Origin of the sequence: Pseudomonas sp. Mn2068, from assembly GCF_049319725.1 — a bacterium.
GTDB classification, from domain to species: Bacteria; Pseudomonadota; Gammaproteobacteria; order Pseudomonadales; family Pseudomonadaceae; genus Aquipseudomonas; species Aquipseudomonas gingeri.
The window spans coordinates 16,193-40,489 of sequence record NZ_JBMOUG010000015.1 but is presented as its reverse complement, the minus strand read 5'-3'; the positions used below and the strand labels follow the sequence as shown (position 1 = coordinate 40,489).

Genomic DNA, 24,297 nt, shown 5'->3' with positions numbered 1-24,297 from the left:
GGGGGCCGGCTGCCGTGCCCGTTTCTGCTACCATGGCCGCTCTGTTACTTCAGGTGTCTGAATCATGGCATTTCGCCCTATCACCGCCCGGGCACCCGCCGTCCTGCTTCGCGAGGCCAAGCCGCTGAAAGCGATTTTCGGCCATGCCCAACGCCTCGCGCACCTGCAGCGCCTGGTGGAAAGCCAGTTGCAGCCCGCGGCCCGCGAACACTGCCATGTGGCCTCCTGGCGCGAAGGCAGCCTGCTGCTGATCGTCACCGACGGGCACTGGGCGACCCGCCTGCGCTACCAGCAAAAACGCCTGCAACGGCAGTTGCAGGCATTCGACGTGTTCATCGGCCTGAACCGCATCCTGTTCAAGGTGCAACCGCCGACCGTCCAGCAAGGCGCGGTGGGTCACACCATGGACCTGTCGATCAATGCCGCGCAGACCATCCAGGAAACCGCGGACGGCATCAGCGACCCGAACCTGCGTGCGGCCCTCGAACGCCTGGCCAGCCACGCCCGGCCCAAGGCCTGAGCACTCAACGGCGCTTGTTGCCGCCGAGCAACGAGCCCATCAGGCCACGTACCAACTGTCGCCCCAACTGATTGGCCGCCTGCCGCATGGCGGACTTCAGCGCCTGCCCCGCCGCCGTTCCGAGGAACTCGCCGGCCTTGTCCGCCAGGCTCGGCTCTTGCGCCGTCGCTTCGTCGGTGGACGCAGGAGCTTCGCTGACCGGCGCCTTGCGCGCCATCAGGATTTCATAGGCCGACTCTCGATCGACAGGCTTGTCGTAGCGACCGAGCAGGGCCGAGCCGGCGACCAACGCCGCCCGTTCGGCTTCGCTCAACGGGCCGATGCGCGATTGGGGCGGTGCGATCAGCACCCGCCGGACCATCTCCGGCGTGCCCTTGTCCTGCAAGGTCCCCACCAGCGCCTCGCCGATCCCCAGCTCGGTCAGTACCGCCAGGGCCTCGAAGGCCGGGTTGGGTCGAAAGCCCTCGGCGACCGCCCGCAGCGACTTCTGCTCGCGCGCCGTGAAGGCCCGCAGGCCGTGCTGGATCCGCAACCCCAGCTGCGCCAGGATGGTATCCGGCAGGTCACCCGGCGACTGCGTGACGAAGTACACCCCGACACCCTTCGAGCGAATCAGCCGGACCACCTGCTCCAGGCGGTCCTGCAAGGCTTTCGGGGTACCGGCGAACAACAGGTGCGCCTCGTCGAAGAACAGCGCCAGCAGCGGCTTGTCCGCATCGCCGCGCTCGGGCAGTTGCTCGAACAGCTCGGCCAGCAGCCACAACAGGAACGTCGCGTAGACCTTGGGTGCTTCGTGCACCAGGCGACTGGCATCGAGCAGATGAATCCGTCCGCGCCCATCGCCGGCCGGCTGCAGGATATCTTCCAGTTGCAGCGCCGGCTCGCCGAACAGCGCTTCGGCGCCCTGCTGTTCCAGGGTCGCCAGGCGCCGCAGCAGCGCCTGGCTGGAACCGGTGGTCATCAGCGCCGCGTCTTCGCCCAGCAGTTGGGGATGATCCTTGAGGTGATTGAGCAGCGCCTTGAGATCCTTCAGGTCGAGCAACAACAGGCCTTCGCGATCCGCCACCTTGAACGCGGCATACAAGGCCGACTGCTGGCTGTCCGTCAGTTCCAGCAACGCACCGATCAGCAGCGGCCCCATTTCGCTCAGGGTCGTGCGCAACGGATGCCCGGATTGTCCATGGATGTCCCACAAGGTCACCGGATAGGCCCTGGCCTGGTAGTCCAGCCAGGGCATGCCGGCGATCCGCTCCGCCACCTTGCCCTGGGGATTGCCCGGTGCGCCCAGACCACAGAGATCGCCCTTGATATCCGCCGCGAACACCGCGACCCCGGCATCGCTGAAGGCTTCGGCCAGGCGTTGCAGGGTCACGGTCTTGCCGGTCCCGGTGGCCCCGGCGATCAGGCCGTGACGATTGGCCAGGCGCATCGCCTGGCCAATGGGTTGGCCCGCCGGGTCGGCGCCGAAAACAAGTTGTGCAGGATCCGTCATGTCGTCACCCAGGGTTGGTCGCTGAGACAAGCCACTAGGATTTTAGCGGACCTCGGGAAACATCGACGGAAATCGTCTCGGACTCTTCCTGCAACTGCCGCCAGAGTTCGGCGGCACCGGGAAACTCGGTACCGTCCTCACTGCTCATGGCGTCGGGGTCATAGCGGCTCAGGCAGCCTTCCCCCAGGGTCGGCGGCGCCTTGGAGGTGGCCTTGTCGAGTGGATCGCCCATCAGCAAACCTCCAGGCCCGTCGACGGGCGGTCAGAACACCACGGTCTTGTTACCGTGCACCAGCACACGGTCTTCCAGGTGATAGCGCAGGCCACGGGCCAGCACCATCTTCTCGACATCGCGGCCGAAACGCACCATGTCCTCGATGCTATCACTGTGGCTCACACGTACCACATCCTGTTCGATGATCGGGCCGGCATCCAGCTCTTCGGTCACGTAGTGGCAAGTCGCACCGATCAGCTTCACCCCACGCAGGGATGCCTGGTGATAGGGCTTGGCGCCAACGAACGAAGGCAGGAAGCTGTGGTGGATATTGATCACCTTGTGCGCGTACTCGCTGCACAGTTCCGGCGGCAGGATCTGCATGTAGCGCGCCAGTACCACCACATCGGCATCGTGATGCTTGACCAGGCGCGAAACTTCGGCGAAGGCCGGTTCCTTGTCCTGCGGATTCACCGGCACATGGTAATAAGGAATACCGTGCCACTCGACCATGCTGCGCAAGTCGTTGTGGTTGGAAATCACGCAGGCGATCTCGCAATCGAGCTCATCGCTGTGCCAGCGGTGCAGCAGGTCGGCCAGGCAATGGGATTCGCGGCTGGCCATCAGGACCACGCGCTTCTTCTGCTCGGTGTCGGTGATGCGCCAGGTCATGGAGAACTCTTCGGCGATCGGGGCAAATGCCTCGCGGAAAGCATCCAGGCCAAACGGCAGGCTGTCGGCACGGATCTCGTGGCGCATGAAGAACCAGCCGCTGAGGTTGTCGGAGTGATGGCTCGCTTCGGTGATCCAACCGTTGTAAGACGCCAGAAAGTTACTGACTTTGGCAACGATGCCAACGCGGTCGGGGCAAGCGATCACCAGCCGGAAAGTGCGCATGAGGGGGAAACTCCAGAACTTCGCAAAGGCGGCCATTCTAGCGAGTGCGCGGCAAAACTGCAGTATTCCTTGCAATGCGCGCTGCAACAGGCGGCCCGCGGGCCCGGACAGCAGGACAAGGCTCGCGACATCAACTGAAGCAGCCGGCAGTTTCCATAGTTCAACGGCCCACTCGTGGGACTATTCTCAAGCGTCGCGGGCAGAACATCTAACAGGCACACATCGCGCGCCTGCAAAGTTCAAAAATTAAATGCAACAAACATTCGCTTAATTGTTTACTTGGGCAAACTGTCTGACTACTATTGCGACACTGCACCCTGTCACACACGACTCACATAAGGTAGTCCTCATGTCCCTGATCAACAAATATCGCGCCACAGAAGTAGCTATCAAAGAACTGCAAGCTCAGATGGCAGCGATGGAAAAAGACGGCGCCCTGAAAAAAGAAATGGAATTCGAAAAAGAACTGCGCGCCCTGCTGGCCAAGCACGCCAAATCGCTGCGCGACTGCCAGGTGATCCTGGACCCTCAGTCCAAAGAAAAAGCCCCACGTGGCGGCGCGGTAAAAACTACCGGCACCAAGCGTGCGCGTAAGGTCAAGCAATACAAAAACCCGCACAACGGTGAAGTCATCGAAACCAAAGGTGGCAACCACAAGACTCTGAAAGAGTGGAAAGCCAAGTGGGGCGGTGACGTGGTTGAAGGCTGGGCCACTCTGCTGGGCTAAGCGAAATACCCGTCGCGGCGCTGTTTGCGCTGCAGAAAAAACGCCAGCTTGCTGGCGTTTTTTATTACCTCGATTTAATCCGCCGCCCGCTCAATCCAGAGCAATGTTAAAACGAGTGCACAAAGAGAGTGCATGGCGCTGCCATTCACCGAGCACTTGTGCCTGCTCAGGCGTGGCATTGGTCAAACAGCTCGTAAGCGCTTCGCTAAATCCCGCCAGGGTATTTGGCGCGCCCCAGCTCGATTCACTCAAGCGTTGCCGACAGAATGTCTGCCAACGCTGTTGCTCTTCTTCGCTCAAGGTATCGGGAAAGTTACGTGCGCGATAACGGAATAATAATTCCGGCAAGCGCTCATCATCGAAAGGCCATTGCTCCCGTGTCAATTGCTCAGGCCCCGCGTTGCGCACTTGTTCACATAAGCGGCGGTCCCGATCGCCAAGAAAACCATCGTATAACTGCTGCTCCGGGTCTTGGCTGGGGGTGAAATCTTCTGCCGCATAAATCGCCTGGACTTTATCCCGCCAAACTTCCTGTGTGTCATTAAGCCGCAGGCGGCGGGCCTCATAGAGCGCCATGTCGAGTTGCAGGCGCTGCTGGTCTTCTCCCCGTAAAACCGCCATCGGCGCCACGACCGGACAGCGATTGACGTGAATCAACTTGAGCGGCACCGGCAATTGCCCATCCGCCATGTCTTCACGACGGGTATACAGATGCTGGCGCAGCGATTCGGCATCCAGGTCCAGCAGCGGCTGCGGATCCTGATGCAAGTCGCAGACAATCAGCGCATTGCGATTGCGCGGATGCCAGGCCAGTGGCAGGACCACTCCCAGGTAGTTGCGGGCCGCGGAAAAACGTCCGGAGATATGCACCATCGGTTGCAACAGGCGAATCTGATCCAGCACCCGCTGCTTGCTGCGCAACTGGAAGAGCCAGTCATACAGCTTCGGCTGCTTTTCCCGGATCAGCCGCGCCAGGGCGATAGTCGCGCGGACATCGGACAAGGCCTCGTGGGCATGGCCATGATCGATGCCGTTGGCGGCCGTCAGTCGCTCCAGCCTCAAGCTCACCCGCCCGTCCTCCTCCGGCCAGACAATGCCCTGGGGACGTAGTGCATAGGCGGCACGCACTACGTCGATCAGATCCCAGCGGCTGTTGCCGCCCTGCCATTCCCGCGCGTAGGGATCGAAGAAGTTCCGGTACAGGCTGTAGCGCGTCACCTCGTCATCGAAGCGCAGGGTGTTGTAGCCGGCGCCGCAGGTTCCCGGTTGCGCCAGCTGGGCGTGCACCCGGGTCATGAAATCGGCTTCCGCCAGACCCTGGCTGGCCAGTTGCGAGGGGGTGATGCCGGTAATCATGCAGGCCGCCGGATGCGGCAGGATATCCTCGCTGGGCTGGCAGTAGAGATTGACCGGTTCGTCGATCTCGTTGAGCTCGGCATCGGTACGGATGCCCGCCACCTGCAAGGCGCGGTCGCAGCGCGGATTGATCCCGGTGGTTTCGTAGTCGTACCAGAAGATAGTGGTCACGGCTTGTTCCTGAACAGAAGACCGGGGCAGTCTAGGCGCTCGATAGCCCTCGGGGCCAGTCGCCCGGCACAACTTATATATACAGCCGATTGCAGAGTTCGGTTGCTTAGCCCGGCAGCGCTGGCTAGGATCGGCCGACAAGTCCCTACCGACATGGCAGCCATGCCGCCGACTTCAAGCCCGACAAGGAATGCACCGCTGCAAACGCCACTGGATACCCGTTACCAGGTCGAGACCCCGGAAGGTATCGACCTGCCCCTGCGCCCGGCCGGCCTGCCGGTGCGGGCGGTCGCGTTCGCCATCGACCTCGGCGTACGCGGCGTGATCCTGGGCGCCCTGCTCTCGGTGCTGACCCTGCTGGACAAGTTCGGTGCCGGCCTCGGCTCGATCATCCTGTTCCTGGTCAGCTGGTGGTACATGGTGCTGTTCGAAGTGCTCAACCAGGGCCGCTCGCCCGGTAAACAGCTGATGGGTCTGCGGGTGGTGCACGATGACGGCACGCCGGTCGGCTGGTCCGCCTCGCTGACCCGCAACCTCCTGCGTTTCGTCGACATGTTGCCGTTCGGCTATTGCCTGGGCGCCCTCAGTTGCCTGCAGCATCCGACCTTCAAGCGCCTGGGTGACCTGGCCGGCGGCACGCTGGTGATCTACCGCGAACAACCGTTGTCGCGCCCGACTCTGCCCGAAGCGGTGCCGAGAACGCCGGTGTTCGCCCTGCGCCTGAACGAACAACGGGCCCTGTTGAGTTTCGCCGAGCGCCAGGGCGAACTGTCCGCCGAGCGCGTCAACGAACTGGCCGGCCTCCTCGCCCCGGCGCTGCGGGTCCCGCCCTCCCTCGCCGTGACCGAGCTGAACGGCATCGCCCGTGGCCTGCTGGGGCCGACATGAAACAGAGCCTCTTCGAAAGCCGTCACCAGCCCGAGTGGCAACATTTCAGTCATCTGCTCGAACAACTGGAACGCGGCAAGGCCAAGGCCGATACCTCGACGCAATTCCCCGCGGCCTACCGGCGCCTGTGCCATCAACTCGCGCTGGCCCAGGAGCGCGGCTACAGCAGTCACCTGGTGGATCCGTTGCAACAGCTGGCCCTGCGCGGACACCAGCAGCTTTACCGACATCGCAGTCGCCTGGGCGCCCAGTTGCTGGGATTCATCCTCGCCGACTTCCCCCGCTTGGTACGCCGGCAATGGCCCTTTGTCCTGGCCGCCGGCCTGCTGTTCTTCGCCAGCCTGCTGCTGATCGGCGTGCTGGTCTACCTGTTCCCGGACCTGATCTACAGCATCGTCAGCCCGCAACAGGTCGCCGACATGCAGAACATGTACGATCCCGCCGCCAGCCGGCTGGGACGCACCGCCGCACGCGCCTCCAGCGAAGACTGGGCGATGTTCGGCTACTACATCATGAACAACATCGGCATTGCCTTCCAGACCTTTGCCGGCGGCTTGCTGTTCGGCCTGGGCAGCCTGTTCTTCCTGCTGTTCAACGGCCTGACCATCGGTTCGGTCGCCGGCCACCTGACCCAGATCGGCTTCGGCCAGACCTTCTGGTCCTTTGTCATCGCCCATGGCGCTTTTGAACTGACCGCCGTCGCCCTGGCCGGTGCCGCCGGGCTGCAACTGGGCTGGTCACTGGTAGCACCAGGACGCCTGAGCCGCGGCGAAGCCCTGCGCCTGGCGGCGAAAAGCAGCATCCAGATGATCGCCGGGGTGATCCTGTTCCTGCTGATTGCCGCGTTTATCGAAGCCTACTGGTCCTCGCGGACCCAGCCGACGCTGCTGATCAAGTACCTGGTGGGTGCCGGCGCATGGTTGCTGGTAGCGGCCTACCTGCTGTTTGCCGGACGGAGTCGTCATGCGCCTGACTGACGCCAGCGTCACCATCCGTCCACGCAGCAGCTGGGAAGCCATGGACCTCGGTATCCTGCTGGCCAGGCAACACCGTGGCTTGCTGACGACCAGCTGGGCCATCGTCACCCTCCCGGTCTTTGCCCTGCTGAGCCTGCTGCTGTGGGAACATCCGTCGATCGCCCTGCTGCTGTTCTGGTGGCTGAAGCCAGCCTTTGAACGCCTGCCGCTGCATATCCTGTCCAGGGCCCTGTTCGGCGATACCCCGGACCTGAAACAGGCCCTGAAAGCCTGGCCGCGCCTGCTCAGGCCACAACTGCTGGCGAGCCTGACCTGGCGCCGGCTGAGCCTGAGCCGCAGCTTCACCCTGCCAGTGCAACAGCTCGAAGGCCTGGGCGGGCAAGCCCGGCAACAGCGCCTGCGCGTCCTGCTGCCACGGGCCAACCGGGGGGCGCGCTGGCTGACACTGATCGGCGTGCACCTGGAGTCGGTGCTGTGGATCGGCTGCATGGCGTTGTTCTACCTGCTGCTGCCGCGACAGATAGAGCTCGACTGGAACTGGCAGAAACTGGTTTTCGCCGCCCAGCACGGCTGGTTGTGGCTGGAACACCTGACCAACCTGTTCTATGTGCTGGTGCTGATTGTCTGGGAACCGATCTATATCGCCTGCGGCTTCAGTCTCTATCTCAATCGACGCACCGTGCTGGAAGCCTGGGACATCGAGCTGATCTTCCGTCAATTGCGCCAGCGCCTGGCGCCGATGCTTGCCGGTCTGATGGTCGCGGGTCTGTTGCTGGTATCACTGCCCGCGCCGGCGATGGCCGCCGCGCCACCCGCTCCGGACAGCCCGCGTCTGCTGCAACAACCGCTGACCAGCCAGGCGGCCCACGACTCGATCAAGGCGCAACTGGACGCGGCACCGTTCAAGAACCGGGAAACCATCACCCGCTGGCGTCTGGGAGATCCCTCCGCGAAGAACGAAAAGGCCGCGCCCGGCTGGCTGCAGCGATTGCTGGGCGGCCTCGACAGCCGCACGTTCGACGGCCTCGCCGATGGCCTGGCGGTACTGCTCTGGGCCAGCATTTTCGGCTTGATCGCCTGGCTGGCCTGGCGCTATCGGGACTGGTTGCAGGCCTTTGTCAGCCGGCGTCCGGCTCCGCCGGCAAAACCGCGCCCCGGCGCGCCTGCGCAACTGTTCGGGCTCGACCTGACTACCGAGAGCCTGCCCGAGGATATCGCCGGCCGCGCCGAAGCCCTCTGGTCCAGCCAGCCCCGCGAGGCCATGAGCCTGCTCTATCGCGGCTTGCTGAGTCGTCTGCTGCACGACTTCCAGGTGCCCCTGAAAAATGCCGATACCGAGGGGCAGGTCCTGGAGCGGGTCGCGCATCTGCGGCAGCCGGAACTCCAGGCCTTCAGCCAGAAACTCACCCGCCACTGGCAGAACCTCGCCTACGGCCATCGCGCGCCCTCGCCTGAACTGCAAGAGGAACTGTGCAATGGCTGGCGCCAGCTATTCGGTCCGGGAGCCCGTTCGTGAACCGGAGCCGGACACTGCTCGGGGCCTTGCTGGTCGGCGGCCTGCTGCTCGGCCTGGGCCTGTACCTGTATCACAAGGCGGTGCCCTACCCCGTGGTCATCGACCATGGGCCGTCCCCCGAAGCCCGCGCCTATCCCTATCTCGCGGCGGAAAACTTCCTGCGCCAGCACGGCCTTGACGTCCACCACGCCAACGACCTGCGGATCCTCCCGGACCTGGAACCGCGTCACCACAGCCTGATGCTGCTGGGCGAGCGCTCGAACATGAGCCCGCGCCAGGCCGACCAGTTGCTCAACTGGGCCCGGGCCGGCGGCCGCCTGCTGTTCGTCGCCGAAGCCCTCTGGGACCCGCGACAAGGCCGCAGTGGCGACTTGCTGCTGGACCGCGTGCAACTGCGCCAGTCCCTGAGCAAGGACCTCAAGGGCGACGGCCCCGAACCCGAGGACAAGTACTACCCGCAACTGACCCGGATGTACCTGGAGGACGAGGACGCCCCGGCCTACTTCAGTTTCGACACCGCCTTCCACCTGTCCGACCCGCAGAACCTGGCGCAATCCTGGGCCAGCAGCGCCACTTCCACGCACCTGATGCAAATGAGCTACGGCCTCGGCACGATCACGGTGCTGACCGACGCCGACCTCTGGACCAACGCCGCCATCGGTCGCTACGACAACGCCTGGCTGCTCTGGTACCTGAGCCAGGACAGCGACGTCACACTACTGTTCAACACCGACCATGACAGCCTGTTCAGCCTGCTGCTGCGCTATTTCCCCCAGGCACTGGTGGCCTTCGCCGCCCTGATCGCCCTGTGGCTATGGCATGTCGGCCTGCGCCAGGGTCCGTTGCAGGCCCCGGCCTCCAAGGCCCGCCGGCAACTGCAGGAACACCTGCGGGCCAGCGCCGATTTCCTGCTCCGGCGCAGCGGCCAGGAGGCCTTGCTGCAAGCCCTGCAACAGGACATCCTGCGCCGCGCCCGCCGCCGACACCCCGGATTCGAACGGCTCGGCGTTGCCGACCAGTGGCAGGTGCTCGCGCGCCTGACCCGCCAACCCACCAGCGCCATCAGCCAGGCCTTGCGCCCACGCCCGAAACAGCGCCTTTCCAGCGCTGACTTCAGCCGTCAGGTCGCCCACCTGCAAACCCTCAGGAATGCCCTATGAGCGAACATCCAACGGAACCGGCACCGGCGGTCGACGCCGAGGCCCACGCCCTCCAGCAGCGCCATCGCGCCAGCCAGCTGGCCCAGGCGGTGCGTCATGAACTGCAAAAGGCCCTGATCGGCCAGGACGCGGTCATCGACGACGTCCTGACCGCGCTGATCGCCGGCGGCCATGTCCTGCTCGAAGGCGTGCCCGGACTCGGCAAGACTCTCCTGGTGCGGGCCCTGGCCCGTTGCTTCGGCGGCGACTTCGCGCGGATCCAGTTCACCCCCGACCTGATGCCCAGCGATGTCACCGGGCATGCCGTTTACGACCTGCAGACCGAGCAGTTCAAGTTGCGCAAGGGCCCGCTGTTCACCAACCTGCTGCTGGCCGACGAGATCAACCGCGCCCCGGCGAAAACCCAGGCCGCCCTGCTCGAAGCCATGCAGGAGCGCCAGGTCACCCTGGAGGGTCGCGCCCTGCCGATTGCCCAGCCATTCATGGTGCTGGCCACCCAGAACCCGATCGAACAGGAAGGCACCTACCCGCTGCCCGAGGCCGAGCTGGACCGCTTCATGCTCAAGCTGCGCATGGACTATCCGGAGGCCGAGCAGGAATTGAACATGGTCCGCCAGGTCACCCGCTCGACCAAGGCCGACATGCTCGACGTGCAACCGCTGCGTACCGTGCTGCAAGCCAAGGATGTGCTGGCCCTGCAGCGTATCGCCAGCGACCTGCCGCTGGACGAGCAGGTCCTCGACTACGCCGTGCGCCTGGCCCGGGCCACCCGTACCTGGCCCGGCCTGACCCTCGGCGCCGGTCCCCGAGCCTCGATTGCCCTGGTCCGCGGTGCGCGGGCACGGGCCTTGTTGCGTGGCGGCGATTTTGTCATACCGGACGACATCAAGGGTTGTGCGCTGGCCGTCCTGCGCCATCGGGTCCGTATCGCCCCGGAACTGGATATAGAAGGCCTGTCGGTCGAGCAGGTGCTCAGGCAACTGCTCGACCAGGTCCCGGCGCCGCGCCTGTGAGTCAGCCCGAACGATGAAACCCTCACGGCTGCTGCTGATCTGGCTGGGCGTACTGCTCGGGCTGGGGATCCTCCTCGGGGCGCTCAAGGCCCTGGGCGTCGGCGTCCCTGAAAGCTTCGACGCGATCGGCTGGGGCCTGTTGCTGGCGCTGTTGCTGCTGGCCGCGCTGGACGCCGCGCGCCTGCGCCGCCTGCCCTCGCCACGCCTGCAACGGCAGATGCCCGGCAGCCTGGCCCTGGGCCGCTGGGGCGAAGTGCGCATCGAGTTGCAGCACGATTACCCGGACGAACTGCAGTTGCAGGTGTTCGACCATGTTCCGGACGGCGTGGGATTCGAACACCTGCCGCAGTCCATCACCCTGCAACCGGGGGAAAAAAGCGAACTGGGTTACCGCGTACGGCCCCTGCGCCGCGGGCATTTCACCTTCGAGCGCTGCGAAATCAGCCTGCCCAGCCCGCTGGGCCTGTGGTCGCAACGGCGCTACCTGGCACTCGACGACGCCACCCGGGTCTATCCCGACTTCGCCCGGCTCTACGGTGCACGCCTGCTGGCGGTGGATAACTGGCTCAGCCAGCTCGGCGTGCGCCAGCGCCAGCGGCGTGGCCTGGGCCTGGAGTTCAACCAGCTGCGGGAATTTCGCGAAGGCGACAGCCTGCGCCAGATCGACTGGAAAGCCACCGCCCGGCAACGCACCCCGATCGCCCGGGAATACCAGGACGAACGCGACCAGCAGATCATCTTCATGCTCGACTGCGGGCGCCGCATGCGCAGCCAGGACGGCGAGCTGGCGCACTTCGACCATGCGCTCAATGCCTGCCTGCTGCTCAGCTACGTGGCCCTGCGCCAGGGCGACGCGGTCGGCCTGAGCACCTTCGCCGGCGATCAACCGCGCTTCCTGTCACCGGTCAAGGGCCAGGGCCAGCTCAACCTGCTGCTCAACGCGGTCTACGACCTGGACAGTAGCCAGCGACCGGCGGACTACCAGGCCGCCGCCAGCCAGGTCCTGGCCCGGCAGAAGCGCCGTGCCCTGGTGGTGCTGGTCACCAACCTGCGGGATGAAGACGACGAGGAGTTGCTGACCGCGGTCAAGCGCCTGGGTCGCCAGCACCGGGTGCTGGTCGCCAGCCTGCGTGAGGAAATCCTCGACCAGTTGCGTCAGAGCCCGGTACAGACGCTGCCCGAAGCCCTCGCTTACTGCGGCACGGTCGACTACCTGAATGCCCGGGCCAATCTCCATGAGCGCCTCAACGCCCATGGGGTTCCCGTACTCGATGCGCGTCCGAGCGAACTCGGCGCCGAGCTGGTCAGTCGCTACCTCAGCTGGAAGAAAGCCGGGACCCTGTGAAACCGGAGGGCTCCCCGGCTACGCCGAAGCCTCCAACGGGTAAAAGCTGAAATAGTGCTGTAACGCATCCACCAGCTTCTGATACGCCTCGGGAGGTTCGGACAGGACAAACCCCGAGTCGTAATAGCCCGGCGTCACCTCTTCATGGGACCAGAGACAACGGGCATTCAGATCGATGAGCTGGACCGTGTCATCCGGTCCGGGGAGTTTCAATTGCAGCTGGAAGTCCGCATTCACCAATAACGGCAACTGGCTGATGAGCATCAGCCCGTCTTCGGAGACATTGCCCAGATACCCCATGGGCTTGTCGGTGAAGCGGTTGAACACCTTCAAAAAATACGGCAACTGGTGCCGCTCGATTCGACGGTCGGTAGGCATGTTCGTGATCGCTATACAAGGCCATTCAGCATGACCGCGCTAGTGCTTCGGAGCAGGGCCAGCCGGCCCGCTCTCCCTTGGCCTCGGCGCGACGGCAGCGGATCGCCCTGTCGCATGACATCTACCGAGCCATGGTTTTCAACTCGAACGAATTGATGAAACTCAAACCATACCCCCCGAACTGTAGCTGAAAGCTGGCAGAGAGCCAGTTCATATTACAGCCTTCATCATAGGGCTGCCGGCCTGGGTTGGGCCGGGACTGCGCCGTCGGCGTGCCCCAACTGACGCAAGGTATCCAGGCGAGCCTGGGCCCGGTAGGCATATTCGCTGTAGGGGAACTGGGTGATGATGAACCGATAGGTCTGCGCCGCGTCGACGAACAGTTTCTGGCGCTCCAGGCACTGACCGCGCAACATCGACACTTCCGGCTGGACGTAGGGCCGGGTGCGGCTCTCACGGTCGACCTGGGACAGTTGCAGCATCACGTCTTCACAATTGCCCCGGTCATAGGAACGGTAGGCATTGTTCAGGTGGCTGTTCATCGACCAGCGGGTGCAACCGACGACACTGGCGGCCAAGACTAAAACGAGCAAAATTCGCATGGATATCTCCTGTTCTTGGCAGTGTATCGACCCGTCGGCGAAAATCTTCAGAGTGTTCGCCAAACAACATATCCGAAAAAAACTTCTTCGCCGAAAAGTAGTGCAAATGAACAATGACTACAGCACAGGACCATAGTAGCCTCTCGTTGCGCTTGAACTCAGGAGTCTCTGCATGTCCGTTCGTCGTACTAAAATCGTCGCCACACTGGGCCCGGCCAGCAACTCGCCGGAAGTTCTGGAACAGCTGATTCTGGCTGGCCTGGACGTCGCCCGCCTGAACTTTTCCCACGGTACCCCCGACGAGCACAAGGCTCGCGCCAAGCTGGTCCGCGACCTCGCCGCCAAGCACGGGCGCTTCGTCGCGCTCCTGGGTGACCTGCAGGGCCCGAAGATCCGTATCGCCAAATTCGCCAACAAGCGTATCGAGCTGAAGATCGGTGATCAATTCACCTTCTCCACCAGCCATCCGCTGACCGAAGGCAACCAGCAGGTCGTCGGTATCGACTACCCGGACCTGGTCAAGGATTGCGGCGTGGGCGACGAGCTGCTGCTTGACGACGGTCGCGTGGTCATGCGCGTCGACACCGCTACCGACACCGAACTGCGTTGCACCGTGACCATCGGTGGCCCGCTGTCGGACCACAAGGGTATCAACCGTCGCGGTGGCGGCCTGACCGCTCCGGCCCTGACCGAAAAGGACAAGGCCGACATCAAGCTCGCCGCTGAAATGGAAGTGGACTACCTCGCGGTCTCCTTCCCGCGTGACGCCGCCGACATGGAATACGCCCGCAAGCTGCGCGACGAAGCCGGCGGCACCGCCTGGCTGGTGGCGAAGATCGAGCGCGCCGAAGCCGTGGCCGACGACGAGACCCTCGACGGCCTGATCAAGGCCAGCGACGCCGTCATGGTTGCCCGTGGCGACCTCGGCGTGGAAATCGGCGATGCCGAGCTGGTGGGCATCCAGAAGAAAATCATTCTGCATGCGCGCCGCCACAACAAGGCCGTGATCGTTGCGACCCAGATGATGGAGTCGATGATCCAGAACCCGATGCCGACCCGTGCCGAAGTGTCCGACGTCGCCAACGCCGTGCTGGACTACACCGACGCCGTCATGCTGTCGGCCGAAAGCGCCGCCGGGGCCTACCCGCTCGAAGCCGTGCAGGCCATGGCCCGCATCTGTGTCGGCGCGGAAAAGCACCCGACCAGCAAGACCTCCAGCCACCGTATCGGCAAGGTCTTCGAAAGCTGCGACCAGAGCATCGCCCTGGCCGCCATGTACACCGCCAACCACTTCCCGGGTGTCAAGGCGATCATCGCCCTGACCGAAAGCGGCTACACGCCGTTGATCATGTCGCGGATCCGTTCGTCCGTGCCGATCTACGCGTTCTCCCCGCATCGTGAAACCCAGGCTCGCGCGGCGATGTTCCGTGGCGTCTACACCGTGCCGTTCGACCCGGCTTCGCTGCCGCCTGAGCAAGTCAGCCAGGCCGCGGTGGACGAGTTGCTCAAGCGCGGCGTGGTCGAGCAAGGCGACTGGGTCATCCTGACCAAAGGTGACAGCTACCACACCATCGGTGGCACCAACGGCATGAAGATCCTGCATGTCGGCGACCCGATGGTCTGAGTGACCTGACGCTGGACCCGAAGCCTCGCCGCAGTCTTGCCGCGAGGCTTTTTAATGCCTGGAAGAACCTGTCCCCGGGCATTGCGATTGCTCAGCGCCGGGTCATGAACCCCGAAAGCGCGGCAATCGCCTCGGGCGAACGCAGACGCTGGACAAACAGCGCGCCCTCGGCCTCCACCACCTTGCGCAGTTGCTCGCGGTCCGGGGCCTTCATCAGCTCCTTGCTGATCTGCACCGCCGCCGGTGCCAGTTGCTCGAAACGCAGTGCCGCTTCCCTGGCCCTGGCCAGTGCCTCGGCACCACTGGACAAGGCCGCCGTCGCCAGCCCCCAGGCCGCCGCCTGTTCACCACTGAAACCTTCGCCCAGGAGCAACAGCTCGGCAGCCCTGGCATGGCCGAGCAGGCGTGGCAGCAACAGGCTGGAACCGAATTCGGGACACAGGCCCAGGTTGACGAACGGCATCCGCAGGCGCGCATCGGCGCTGACATAGACCAGGTCACAATGCAGCAGCAAGGTCGTGCCGATCCCCACCGCCGGCCCCGCCACGGCGGCAATCAGCGGCTTGCGGCAGTCGAGCAGGCTGCGCATGAAATGGAACACCGGGCTGTCGAGGTCGCTCGGCGGCTCCTCGAGGAAATCGGCGATATCGTTGCCGCTGGTAAAACATTCTTCACTGCCACGGATCAGCACCGCCCTGATCGCCGGGTCTTCGTCGGCCTGGCGCAACGCCTGGCCCAACTGGCTGTACATGGCGCGGGTCAGGGCGTTCTTCTTGTCGGCACGGTTCAGGCGCAGGGTCAGCAGACCGCCTTCGCGCTCAATCACAATCGCGTCAGTCATCACGGCTCTCTTGTTGTGGGCTCTGTGTTTTTCGAAAGCGGGCGCTCAACCCCGCGGCAGGAACACATCCGCCAGCAGTTGATTACGCGGCAATCCGGCCAGGTACAGACGCTTGGCAAAGGCTTCGACACTGGCCGGGGCACCACAGAGTAGAGCCAGGGTTTGTCGCGAGACAAGCCGCAGTTTGGCCAGAAACTCCGGCAGTTCGGCCCCGTCCAGGTATTCGACCGTGACATTGTCATGGGTCGCGGCCAGTCCGGCCAGCTCGGCGGCCAGGTAGTGCTCCTGGCGATCATGGGCCAGGTGCACCAGGCGGATCGGTCCTTCGTGCCCCTGGCGCAAGGCTTCGCGCAGTACGCCCCACAACGGTCCGAGACCGGTGCCGGCCGCCAGCAGCCAGAGCGGTCGGGCATGCCAGTCGGGGTCGTAATGCAGGGCGCCGCCACGCAACTCGCCCAGGCGAATCACTTCGCCGATGCTGAAGCGCCGGGCCGCATCGACGAATTCGCCGGGCTGGCGGCAATCGAGGTGAAATTCCAGGTGGCGGTCTTCCTCGGGCAGGCTCGCCAATGAATAGGGACGCGCGACACCCAGGGTGGTCCACAGCACCAGATGCTGGCCGGCGCGATAACGCAGCGGACGTTCCGGCAACAGCCGCAGGCGCAGGACCGTCGGGCTCGGCCAGTCGAGTTCGGCGATATGGGCCGCGACGCCGTCCCGTAGCGGATCGAAGACTTCCAGGAGCAAGTCCTCCTGCACCTGGCACTGACAGGCCAGGCGCCAGCCACGCTCGCGCTGCACGGGGGTCAAGGCCTGCGGTTGCCTGTCCAGCGGTTCACCCTGCAGGCAATGCACCAGGCAGGTATGGCAACTGCCCGCCCGGCAACTGTAGGGCACCCTCACTCCGGCCTGGTTCAAGGCATCGAGCAGATTGCTGCCGATGGCCACCGACCAGGCCCGTTCACCGACCCGCAGCTCAGGCATCGCTGTATTCCCAGGCGGCGCAACAGCGGTTGCGACCGTCCCGCTTGGCGCGGTACAGCGCCTGGTCGGCACGCTGCAAGGCGTCATCCAGATCGTCGCCCTCGGCCACCAGGGTCATGCCCACCGACAGGCTCAGGTTGCTGACCGTCACGCCAACCAGCTCGACCTGGGTAAAGGCCAGGCGCAGGCGTTCGCAGCAGGCCGTCAGGCGCTCGGGATCGGCATTGGGCAACAGCAACACGAATTCTTCTCCACCATAACGGGCCAGCACATCGCCCTCGCGTACACAGGCGCCGGCCACGCCGGCAAAGGCCTGCAACACTTGGTCACCGGCCGCATGCCCATGGACGTCGTTGATGCGCTTGAAGTGATCCAGGTCGATCAGCGCCAGGCCGTGCACGGTGTCCGGGTCCATCAGTTCCAGCTCGCGGGAAGCCAGGCGCAGGAAGTGCCGACGATTATACAGGCCGGTCAGCTCGTCGGTGGCGACCAGATCCTCCAGCTGGCGCATCATTCCGCGCAGGGTGTCCTGGTGGGCCTGCAGGGCAAACCGCCGCTGGCGCATGCGTTGCCGGGAGGCCTGGACATAACTGGCATACAGGCACAGCCACACCAGCACCACGAACAGCACGCTGACCTGCAGCGCCGCCAGTCCGGGATCGGGCAGCCGGAACTGATAGCCTTCCCACAGATTCAGGGCGGCAAAGCTGAAGAACACCAGCACCGCGCAACGCACGAATTTGCGGCGCGGCAGATGAAACAGGCCGAACAGCAGCACCAGCGGGTAAAACACCAGGAAGGTGCCGCGGGCGTGCTCGAGATTGGCCATCATGTAGGTCTGCCAGCCCAGTCCCAGCAATACCTGGAACTCGGTCAGGCTCGGATCGCGAAAGCGCAGGTTGCGGCCACTGAAAAACAGCCAGCCGAGTCCACCCTGGCTGGCGATCACCAGGCCGGTACTGATCAGGCCCGTGGTGACGCTGGCACGGTAGTGGTCGGTGAAAATCGCCGCCCAGACCAGCAGCAATGCCAGTACATACGTACCGGCAGCCAGGGCAAAGCGTTTGCGTAACAGACTCTGTATGGCTTTATGGGTCAATCTATGACTCACCGTGCGCTGAGGGCTCAAGGGGTTTCCTTCCCGTACAGGCCACTTGCCACTCTAGTGATCTGGATCAAAAATGACTATTCAATTTTTTACAACTAGTACAGCTTTTGCTGTACGAGCACGCAAGAACGATGCCTGCCGCCACTCGACCATGGTTTGACCACTGACGGATGTGCCCGGCAGCCGGGCGGGTTATACTGCCGCGCCTTTTTTGTGCCGGTCCTGCGTGCCCGGCCAGCCTCAAAAGATGTTTTCGACAGACCGGATGCACCCAGGTCGCAAACACCTTACTTAAATGTTCCCGTCTTTATAGAGGAGCGCGACCCATGACCGTGATCAAGCAAGACGACCTGATACAGAGCGTTGCTGACGCCCTTCAGTTCATTTCCTACTACCACCCCGTGGACTTCATCCAGGCCATGCACGAGGCCTACCTGCGGGAAGAGTCGCCGGCCGCCCGTGACTCCATGGCACAGATCCTGATCAACTCGCGCATGTGCGCCACCGGCCACCGGCCGATCTGCCAGGACACCGGGATCGTCACCGTTTTCGTCCGCGTCGGCATGGACGTGCGCTGGGATGGCGCCACCATGGGCCTGGACGACATGATCAACGAAGGCGTGCGTCGCGCTTACAACCTGCCGGAAAACGTCCTGCGCGCCTCGATCCTGGCCGACCCGGCCGGTGCCCGCAAGAACACCAAGGACAACACCCCGGCGGTCATCCACTACTCCATCGTCCCGGGCAACACCGTGGAAGTGGACGTGGCGGCCAAGGGCGGCGGTTCCGAGAACAAGTCGAAGATGGCCATGCTCAACCCGTCCGACTCGATCGTCGACTGGGTCCTCAAGACCGTGCCGACCATGGGTGCCGGCTGGTGCCCACCGGGCATGCTCGGCATCGGCATCGGCGGCACCGCGGAGAAAGCCGCGGTGATGGCCAAGGAAGTGTTGATGGAATCCATCGACATCCACGAGTTGAAGAAACGTGGTCCGTCCAACCGCATCGAAGAAATGCGCCTGGAGCTGTTCGAGAAGGTCAACCAGCTGGGCATCGGTGCCCAGGGCCTGGGCGGCCTGACCACCGTGCTCGACGTGAAGATCATGGACTACCCGACCCACGCCGCTTCCCTGCCGGTGTGCATGATCCCCAACTGCGCCGCCACCCGTCACGCGCACTTCGTGCTCGATGGTTCCGGCCCGGCCTCGCTGGAAGCGCCACCGCTGGACGCCTACCCGGAAATCGTCTGGGAAGCCGGTCCGTCGGCCCGTCGCGTCAACCTCGACACCCTGACCCCGGAAGACGTGCAGAGCTGGAAGCCGGGCGAAACCGTCCTGCTCAACGGCAAGATGCTCACCGGTCGCGATGCTGCGCACAAGCGCATGGTGGAAATGCTGAACAAGGGTGAAACCTTGCCGGTGGACCTCAAGGGTCGCTTCATCTACTACGTCGGCCCGGTTGACCCGGTGCGCGAGGAAGTCGTCGGCCCAGCCGGTCCGACCACCGCCACGCGCATGGACAAGTTCACCCGGCAGATCCTCGACCAGACCGGCCTGCTGGGCATGATCGGCAAGTCCGAGCGCGGCCCGACCGCCATCGAAGCGATCAAGGACCACAAAGCCGTGTACCTGATGGCCGTGGGTGGCGCTGCCTACCTGGTGGCCCAGGCGATCAAGAAATCCAAGGTCGTCGCCTTTGCCGAACTGGGCATGGAAGCGATCTACGAGTTCGAGGTCAAGGACATGCCGGTCACGGTCGCCGTCGATGCCAAGGGCGAATCGGTGCACATCACCGGCCCGGCGATCTGGCAGAAGAAAATCAGCGACAGCCTGGCGGTAGAAGTGCAGTAACGGCTTCTGTTGCAGGAAAAGAGGTGGCCCGGTTGATCCGGGCCGCTTTTTTTATGCCCGGAAAACAGCACCGTGGCGAAATACAAGTCCTGTAGGAGCTGGCTTGCCAGCGATTAGGCTCTCAAGCCTTGCGGTGCCCACCCGGACGTCATCGCCAGCAAGCCAGCTCCCACAAAGGGGGCATCACCCCCCAATATCGCTACCACCGCGATCCCTGTAGGCGCTGGCTTGCCAGCGATGAGGCCCTCAAGCCTTGCGGTGCCCATCCGGACGTCATCGCCAGCAAGCCGGCTCCCACAAGGGGGGCATCACCACCCAATATCGCTACCACCGCGATCCCTGTAGGAGCTGGCTTGCCAGCGATGGGGCCCTCAAGTCTTGCGGTGCCCACCCGGACGCCCCAGCGTAGCGATGGCTGTATCAAGCTCACGTATCCTTACCATCAGCATCCTCCAGCCATACAGCATCCCATAGTGGATAATCCCCTACCTGTGTCACCAAACCAGCGCGCAACGGGTTGGCGACGATGTAGCGGGCAACTGCCAGCAAATCTTCTTCGCTGCGAATCGCACGATCATGAAAGCCTTTTTGCCAAAGCCTCCCCGAACGTCCTGAACGGGCATTGATCTCTCGTGCACTTCTCGATTTTGTCGCAAGCATCAGCTCTGGCAAGGTGCCGTTTTTCAGTTCAACCAACCAGTGGAAATGATCCGGCATAACGACCCAGGTCAGGGAGTCAGCCAAGCCTAAGCTTTGTGCCTGACGAAATTGCTGTACCAGCAACCTGCCCGTTTGCCAGTCGGCGAGAATCGGTCTGCGGTTCTCGATAACGGCGGTCAGAAGATAGATTTGTCCGGACTGTGAATAGCGCCCGGCACGCAGCCGGTTGGAGTGAGGTGGCATAGGCAATCCGTCGCCTTCCTGTAGGGGTGGGAGGTCACAGAAAAGTTAGTACGCGACCGGAAAAAATGAAAAATGACCTTGGTTCTGGATGTGTCTGTACCCCTGCCATTGTTGCGATGCGGCGGCCTGGCAACCCAACACCTACCCAGATCGTGACTGCAACGATGCTTGATGGTCATGCACAAACCTTGTGGGAGCCGGCTTGCTGGCGATGGCGTCCGGGCAGGCGCCACAAGACTCAGGGGCCTCATCGCTGGCAAGCCAGCGCCTACAAGGGCCGTGCCGGGCATAGAACCGGCGTATGACATCTCACTCTGTGGGAGCCGGCTTGTCGGCGATGGCAGACGATCAAGCGCCACAAGGCTCCAGGGCCTCATCGCTGGCAAGCCAGCTCCTACAAGGGCCGTGTCGGACACAGAACCGGCGTATGACCTCTCACCCTGTGGGAGCCGGCTTGCTGGCGATGATAGATGATCGAGCGCCACAAGGCTCAAGGGCCTCATCGCTGGCAAGCCAGCTCCTACAAGGGGCATGTCGGACACAGGACCGGCGTATGACACCTCTCCCTGTGGGAGCCGGCTTGCTGGCGATGGCGTCCGGGCAGGCGCCACAAGGCTCCAGGGCCTCATCGCTGGCAAGCCAGCTCCTACAAGGGCCGTGCCGGGCATAGAACCGGCGTATGACATCTCAATCTGTGGGAGCCGGCTTGCTGGCGATGGCGTCCGAGCAGGCGCCGCAAGACTCAAGGGCCTCATCGCTGGCAAGCCAGCTCCTACAAGGGGCATGTCGGACACAGAACCGGCGTATGACATCTCAATCTGTGGGAGCCGGCTTGCTGGCGATGGCAGACGATCAAGCGCCGCAGGACTCGCGACCCCATCACCGGCAATCCAGCGCGCCCACGGCCACCACCGCCCGCAGGCGTTCGCGCAGCCAGCCCAGCGCCTGATCGCCATCACGACGCTGGTGCCAGACAAAAATGAAATCGAACGGCGCAATCTCGAAGGGCGGCGGCACTACCACCAGCCGCTCCTGATCGATATGGCGCAAGTTGCGCGAGGCGACGGTCAGGATCAGGTCCGTGCCCGCAATCAACTGCGGCGCCACGCTCCAGTGCGGCAGGCTGAGCGCCACGCGCCGACGCTGGTGCATCGCGCTCAGGGCCCGCTCGATTTCCGCCGTGCCGCTGCCACGCATTTCCAGCAGCACATGGGGCCGCGCCAGATAGTCGGACAGATCGAGCCCGCCCCCGGCCGACAGACTGTCCCGATCCACCAGGCAGGCATAGTGCTCGCTGAACAGATGGGCACTGCGCAACTCCGGCGAAAAGTCCGGGAACACCCCGGTGGCCGCATCGATATCGCCATTGAGCAACAGTTCCAGCATCCCCTCGCGACTGGCCTGGGTGATCTGCAGGTCAATGCCCGGCGCCTCCCGCCGCAACACCCGCACCAGCCCCGGCAACAACAGGGCGGCGCCATAGTCGGACATCGCCAGCCGGAACGTGCGTCGGGCCGACGCCGGATCAAAGCCTTGCGGGGCCAGCAGGTCCTGCACCCGACCCAGGGCATCGCGCAACGGCAACGCCAGTTCCAGCGCCCGGGCGGTCGGCACCAGGCCGCCGCCGACACGCACCAGCAAGGGATCACCGAGCAAATCGCGCAAACGGCCCAGGGCATGGCTGACCGCCGGCTGGCTCAGGTGCAGGCGCTCGGCGGCACGGGTCACGTGTTGCTCGGCGAGCAGGGCGTCGAGGATCACCAGCAGGTTGAGATCGATACGACGAAGATCATTCATCCGCTGCATACTCTTGATATTTTCTTCGAATTTAAATTTGCCCGGCGAATACCTTAGAGTCCAGCAAAACCTGTTGGAGAACGATCATGAACACCTTGAATTGGCTCGGGCTGCTGGCCCTGGCGGCGCTAGCCGGCGCGGTGGTGCCGTTCCAGAGCGCGGTCAACGCGAACCTGGGCCGGGGCCTCGGCCATCCGCTGTGGGCAACGCTGGTCTCGCTGCTGGTGAGCATGGCCGTACTGCTGCCGACGATGCTCGCCCTGCGCCTGCCCTTCCCCGACCTGGAATTTGCCGCCCGGGCTCCCGCCTGGATCTGGCTCGGCGGCCTGTTCGGTGTGTGTTTCGTCGCCCTGGCGGTACTGCTGGTGCCCAGGCTGGGAACGGGCGGCTTTATCGCCCTGGCCCTCGCCGGGCAAGTGGCGGCCTCGCTGCTGCTGGATCACTTCGGCCTGTTCGGCCTGCAGGCGCGCCCTCTCGACACGCCGCGGCTGATCGGCGCGGCCCTGCTGATCGCCGGGGTGGTGACGATCCAGCTCGGCAGCGCCCCCGGCCGGCCCGTCGCCCAACTGCCCACGTCAGCGGCGGGCAATACTCAGTCGGCCTGATGCCGGTCGAGGCTGCGCAGTTTCTGTGGCAGCCCCCACAACAGCAATCCGGCGGCGATCATGCTGGTGACGCCGATGACGTAGAGCGCCGGCGTCGTGCTGCCGCTGAGGTCCTTGATCCGTCCGACCATGACCGGGCTGATGATGCCGCCGAACTGCCCCAGGGTATTGATCACCGCGATACCGCCCGCCGCACCGGCACCCGCGCCGGCCAGCAGCTTCGGCGGCAAGGTCCAGAAGGTCGGGATCGACGCGATGATCCCGGCTCCCAGCAGGCTCAGGGCAACGATCAGGAACACCGTGTGATCGGCGAAGATTCCCGCACAGAAGAAGCCGATCGCCCCCAGCACCACCAGCCCGCAGACAAACTTGCGGCGCTCGCCACTGGCGTCGGACAGGCGTCCCACCACCACCATGCTGATCGCCCCGCAGATATAGGGGATGGCCGTGAGCAAGCCGATCATCACCGGACTCTGGGTGCCCGCGCTGCGAATCAGCTGCGGCGCCCAGAAGTTCAGGCCATAGGAAGCGACCTGGATCAGGAAGTAGATCAGCCCCAAGGTCAGGAAACCGGGAATGCGCAGCGCCGCCAGCAGCGAACTGCCGCCCTGGTGCGGCTCATGCTGGGCAATACGGCTCGACAGCAGGGTCTTCTCCGCCGGTGTCAGCCAGTGGGCATCGTCGATACGGTCCTTGAGCAGGGTCAGCACCAACAGGCCGAGACCGATGCAAGGCAGGCCGCCGAGCAGGAACAACCAGTGCCAGCCGCGCATCTGCAACACACCGTCGAGGTGTTCCAGCACCAGCCCGGAGAACGGCGCGCCCACCAGGCCGGCGAACGCCGAGGCGAGAAACAGCATCGAGGTGATACGTCCGCGATAGTGCTGGGGGAACCACAAGGTCAGGTAATACAGCACACCCGGGGCGAAACCGGCCTCCATCGCGCCGATGACAAAACGCAGGGCATAGAACTGCCATTCGCTGTTGACGAAGACCATCGCCGCCGTCGCCAGTCCCCAGGACATCATGATCCGGGCGATCCAGCGGCGCGCGCCGACCTTGTAGAGCATCATGTTGCTCGGCACTTCGAACAGCACATAGCCGACCACGAACAGCCCCGCTCCCAACCCGTAGGCGGTGTCGCTGAGGCTCAGGTCGGCCTGCAACTGGAACTTGGCGAAGCTGATATTGATCCGGTCGAAGAAAGCGAACAGGTAGCAGACCATGATCAGCGGCATCAGTCGCCAGGCGACCTTGCTGACCAGGGCTTTTTCGGCAGTGTGCATAACGGCGGGGCTCGCGCCCGCCTCCAGGACATTGAGGCTCATG

Annotated in this window: 23 protein-coding genes; 11 read left to right on the top strand and 12 right to left on the bottom strand. The window is 64.0% G+C overall.

The annotated features are described in order from the left end of the window. The first annotated feature begins 64 nt into the window (after positions 1 to 64). On the top strand, positions 65 to 520 hold the full coding sequence (locus tag ACL9RJ_RS26515) for a DUF721 domain-containing protein (RefSeq protein WP_422765831.1): 456 nt from the start codon (positions 65 to 67) through the stop codon (positions 518 to 520). A gap of 4 nt (positions 521 to 524) precedes the next feature. Here the strand turns inward: ACL9RJ_RS26515 and ACL9RJ_RS26510 are convergent, their stop codons facing one another. Genes ACL9RJ_RS26510 through purU form a run of 3 tightly spaced genes read right to left on the bottom strand, consistent with a single transcriptional unit; the run spans position 525 to position 3,123 of the window. After that, on the bottom strand, positions 525 to 2,012 hold the full coding sequence (locus ACL9RJ_RS26510) for a helicase HerA-like domain-containing protein (RefSeq protein WP_017124307.1): 1,488 nt from the start codon (positions 2,010 to 2,012) through the stop codon (positions 525 to 527). 34 nt (positions 2,013 to 2,046) lie between these two features. Then, on the bottom strand, positions 2,047 to 2,244 hold the full coding sequence (locus ACL9RJ_RS26505) for a hypothetical protein (RefSeq protein WP_017124308.1): 198 nt from the start codon (positions 2,242 to 2,244) through the stop codon (positions 2,047 to 2,049). Between the two features lie 30 nt (positions 2,245 to 2,274). Continuing rightward, the gene (gene purU, locus ACL9RJ_RS26500) at positions 2,275 to 3,123 is read right to left on the bottom strand and encodes a formyltetrahydrofolate deformylase (protein ID WP_042934597.1); all 849 of its coding nucleotides are present in this window, start codon (positions 3,121 to 3,123) and stop codon (positions 2,275 to 2,277) included. Positions 3,124 to 3,472: 349 nt separating this feature from the next. On the opposite strand from purU, the gene mvaT reads away from it, so the two are divergent. Continuing rightward, positions 3,473 to 3,850, top strand: coding sequence for a histone-like nucleoid-structuring protein MvaT (gene mvaT / locus ACL9RJ_RS26495; RefSeq protein WP_017124310.1), 378 nt, complete (start codon positions 3,473 to 3,475; stop codon positions 3,848 to 3,850). A gap of 90 nt (positions 3,851 to 3,940) precedes the next feature. Here the strand turns inward: mvaT and sbcB are convergent, their stop codons facing one another. Then, the gene (sbcB, locus tag ACL9RJ_RS26490; RefSeq protein ID WP_178991287.1) at positions 3,941 to 5,377 is read right to left on the bottom strand and encodes an exodeoxyribonuclease I; all 1,437 of its coding nucleotides are present in this window, start codon (positions 5,375 to 5,377) and stop codon (positions 3,941 to 3,943) included. Positions 5,378 to 5,539: 162 nt separating this feature from the next. Between sbcB and ACL9RJ_RS26485 the strand changes: the two genes are divergently transcribed. The 6 genes from ACL9RJ_RS26485 to ACL9RJ_RS26460 are packed head-to-tail and all read left to right on the top strand — an operon-like array spanning position 5,540 to position 12,276. Next, on the top strand, positions 5,540 to 6,265 hold the full coding sequence (locus ACL9RJ_RS26485) for an RDD family protein (RefSeq protein WP_017124312.1): 726 nt from the start codon (positions 5,540 to 5,542) through the stop codon (positions 6,263 to 6,265). Further along, positions 6,262 to 7,242 (top strand): stage II sporulation protein M, encoded by a 981-nt coding sequence (locus ACL9RJ_RS26480; RefSeq protein ID WP_422765830.1) that lies wholly within the window; start codon positions 6,262 to 6,264, stop codon positions 7,240 to 7,242. The genes ACL9RJ_RS26485 and ACL9RJ_RS26480 overlap by 4 nt, the downstream gene beginning before the upstream one ends. Beyond that, a complete protein-coding gene (locus ACL9RJ_RS26475) occupies positions 7,229 to 8,758 on the top strand; it encodes a DUF4129 domain-containing protein (protein ID WP_177119346.1) in 1,530 nt (509 codons plus the stop codon). The genes ACL9RJ_RS26480 and ACL9RJ_RS26475 overlap by 14 nt, the downstream gene beginning before the upstream one ends. Continuing rightward, complete coding sequence (locus ACL9RJ_RS26470) at positions 8,755 to 9,918, top strand: DUF4350 domain-containing protein (RefSeq protein ID WP_177119345.1); 1,164 nt, start codon at positions 8,755 to 8,757, stop codon at positions 9,916 to 9,918. Before ACL9RJ_RS26475 ends, ACL9RJ_RS26470 begins: the two co-directional genes overlap by 4 nt. Next, a complete protein-coding gene (locus ACL9RJ_RS26465) occupies positions 9,915 to 10,931 on the top strand; it encodes an AAA family ATPase (RefSeq protein ID WP_177088197.1) in 1,017 nt (338 codons plus the stop codon). Before ACL9RJ_RS26470 ends, ACL9RJ_RS26465 begins: the two co-directional genes overlap by 4 nt. Positions 10,932 to 10,944: 13 nt before the next feature. Next, entirely contained in the window at positions 10,945 to 12,276 is a 1,332-nt protein-coding gene (locus ACL9RJ_RS26460) for a DUF58 domain-containing protein (protein WP_017124322.1), read from the top strand. 18 nt (positions 12,277 to 12,294) lie between these two features. On the opposite strand, the gene ACL9RJ_RS26455 is transcribed toward ACL9RJ_RS26460, so the two are convergent. Both ACL9RJ_RS26455 and ACL9RJ_RS26450 read right to left on the bottom strand, forming a co-directional pair. After that, a complete protein-coding gene (locus ACL9RJ_RS26455; protein ID WP_017124323.1) occupies positions 12,295 to 12,654 on the bottom strand; it encodes a PilZ domain-containing protein in 360 nt (119 codons plus the stop codon). A gap of 227 nt (positions 12,655 to 12,881) precedes the next feature. Continuing rightward, positions 12,882 to 13,256, bottom strand: coding sequence for a tetratricopeptide repeat protein (locus ACL9RJ_RS26450; protein WP_042934583.1), 375 nt, complete (start codon positions 13,254 to 13,256; stop codon positions 12,882 to 12,884). A gap of 172 nt (positions 13,257 to 13,428) precedes the next feature. Between ACL9RJ_RS26450 and pyk the strand changes: the two genes are divergently transcribed. Next, on the top strand, positions 13,429 to 14,880 hold the full coding sequence (pyk, locus tag ACL9RJ_RS26445) for a pyruvate kinase (protein ID WP_017124326.1): 1,452 nt from the start codon (positions 13,429 to 13,431) through the stop codon (positions 14,878 to 14,880). A 91-nt stretch (positions 14,881 to 14,971) separates the two neighbouring features. Here pyk and ACL9RJ_RS26440 read toward each other — a convergent pair whose 3' ends face one another. The 3 genes from ACL9RJ_RS26440 to ACL9RJ_RS26430 are packed head-to-tail and all read right to left on the bottom strand — an operon-like array spanning position 14,972 to position 17,804. After that, positions 14,972 to 15,721 carry an enoyl-CoA hydratase-related protein gene (locus ACL9RJ_RS26440; protein ID WP_177119343.1) on the bottom strand — a complete coding sequence of 250 codons (750 nt, stop codon included), beginning with the start codon at positions 15,719 to 15,721 and terminating at the stop codon, positions 14,972 to 14,974. A 45-nt stretch (positions 15,722 to 15,766) separates the two neighbouring features. Further along, positions 15,767 to 16,705 (bottom strand): iron-sulfur-binding ferredoxin reductase, encoded by a 939-nt coding sequence (locus tag ACL9RJ_RS26435; protein WP_422765829.1) that lies wholly within the window; start codon positions 16,703 to 16,705, stop codon positions 15,767 to 15,769. Beyond that, on the bottom strand, positions 16,698 to 17,804 hold the full coding sequence (locus ACL9RJ_RS26430; protein ID WP_017124329.1) for a GGDEF domain-containing protein: 1,107 nt from the start codon (positions 17,802 to 17,804) through the stop codon (positions 16,698 to 16,700). Before ACL9RJ_RS26430 ends, ACL9RJ_RS26435 begins: the two co-directional genes overlap by 8 nt. 335 nt (positions 17,805 to 18,139) lie before the next feature. Here ACL9RJ_RS26430 and ACL9RJ_RS26425 point away from each other — a divergent pair, with 335 nt between their 5' ends. After that, positions 18,140 to 19,663, top strand: coding sequence for a fumarate hydratase (locus ACL9RJ_RS26425; protein ID WP_017124330.1), 1,524 nt, complete (start codon positions 18,140 to 18,142; stop codon positions 19,661 to 19,663). Between the two features lie 426 nt (positions 19,664 to 20,089). On the opposite strand, the gene ACL9RJ_RS26420 is transcribed toward ACL9RJ_RS26425, so the two are convergent. Beyond that, complete coding sequence (locus ACL9RJ_RS26420; protein ID WP_017124331.1) at positions 20,090 to 20,566, bottom strand: REP-associated tyrosine transposase; 477 nt, start codon at positions 20,564 to 20,566, stop codon at positions 20,090 to 20,092. 879 nt (positions 20,567 to 21,445) lie between these two features. Further along, complete coding sequence (locus tag ACL9RJ_RS26415) at positions 21,446 to 22,372, bottom strand: LysR family transcriptional regulator (protein WP_177088188.1); 927 nt, start codon at positions 22,370 to 22,372, stop codon at positions 21,446 to 21,448. 77 nt (positions 22,373 to 22,449) lie between these two features. Between ACL9RJ_RS26415 and ACL9RJ_RS26410 the strand changes: the two genes are divergently transcribed. After that, on the top strand, positions 22,450 to 22,968 hold the full coding sequence (locus ACL9RJ_RS26410; RefSeq protein ID WP_422765828.1) for a DMT family transporter: 519 nt from the start codon (positions 22,450 to 22,452) through the stop codon (positions 22,966 to 22,968). Here ACL9RJ_RS26410 and ACL9RJ_RS26405 read toward each other — a convergent pair. After that, complete coding sequence (locus ACL9RJ_RS26405) at positions 22,956 to 24,296, bottom strand: MFS transporter (RefSeq protein WP_422765827.1); 1,341 nt, start codon at positions 24,294 to 24,296, stop codon at positions 22,956 to 22,958. The genes ACL9RJ_RS26410 and ACL9RJ_RS26405 overlap by 13 nt on opposite strands. Between the last annotated feature and the right edge of the window lies 1 nt (position 24,297).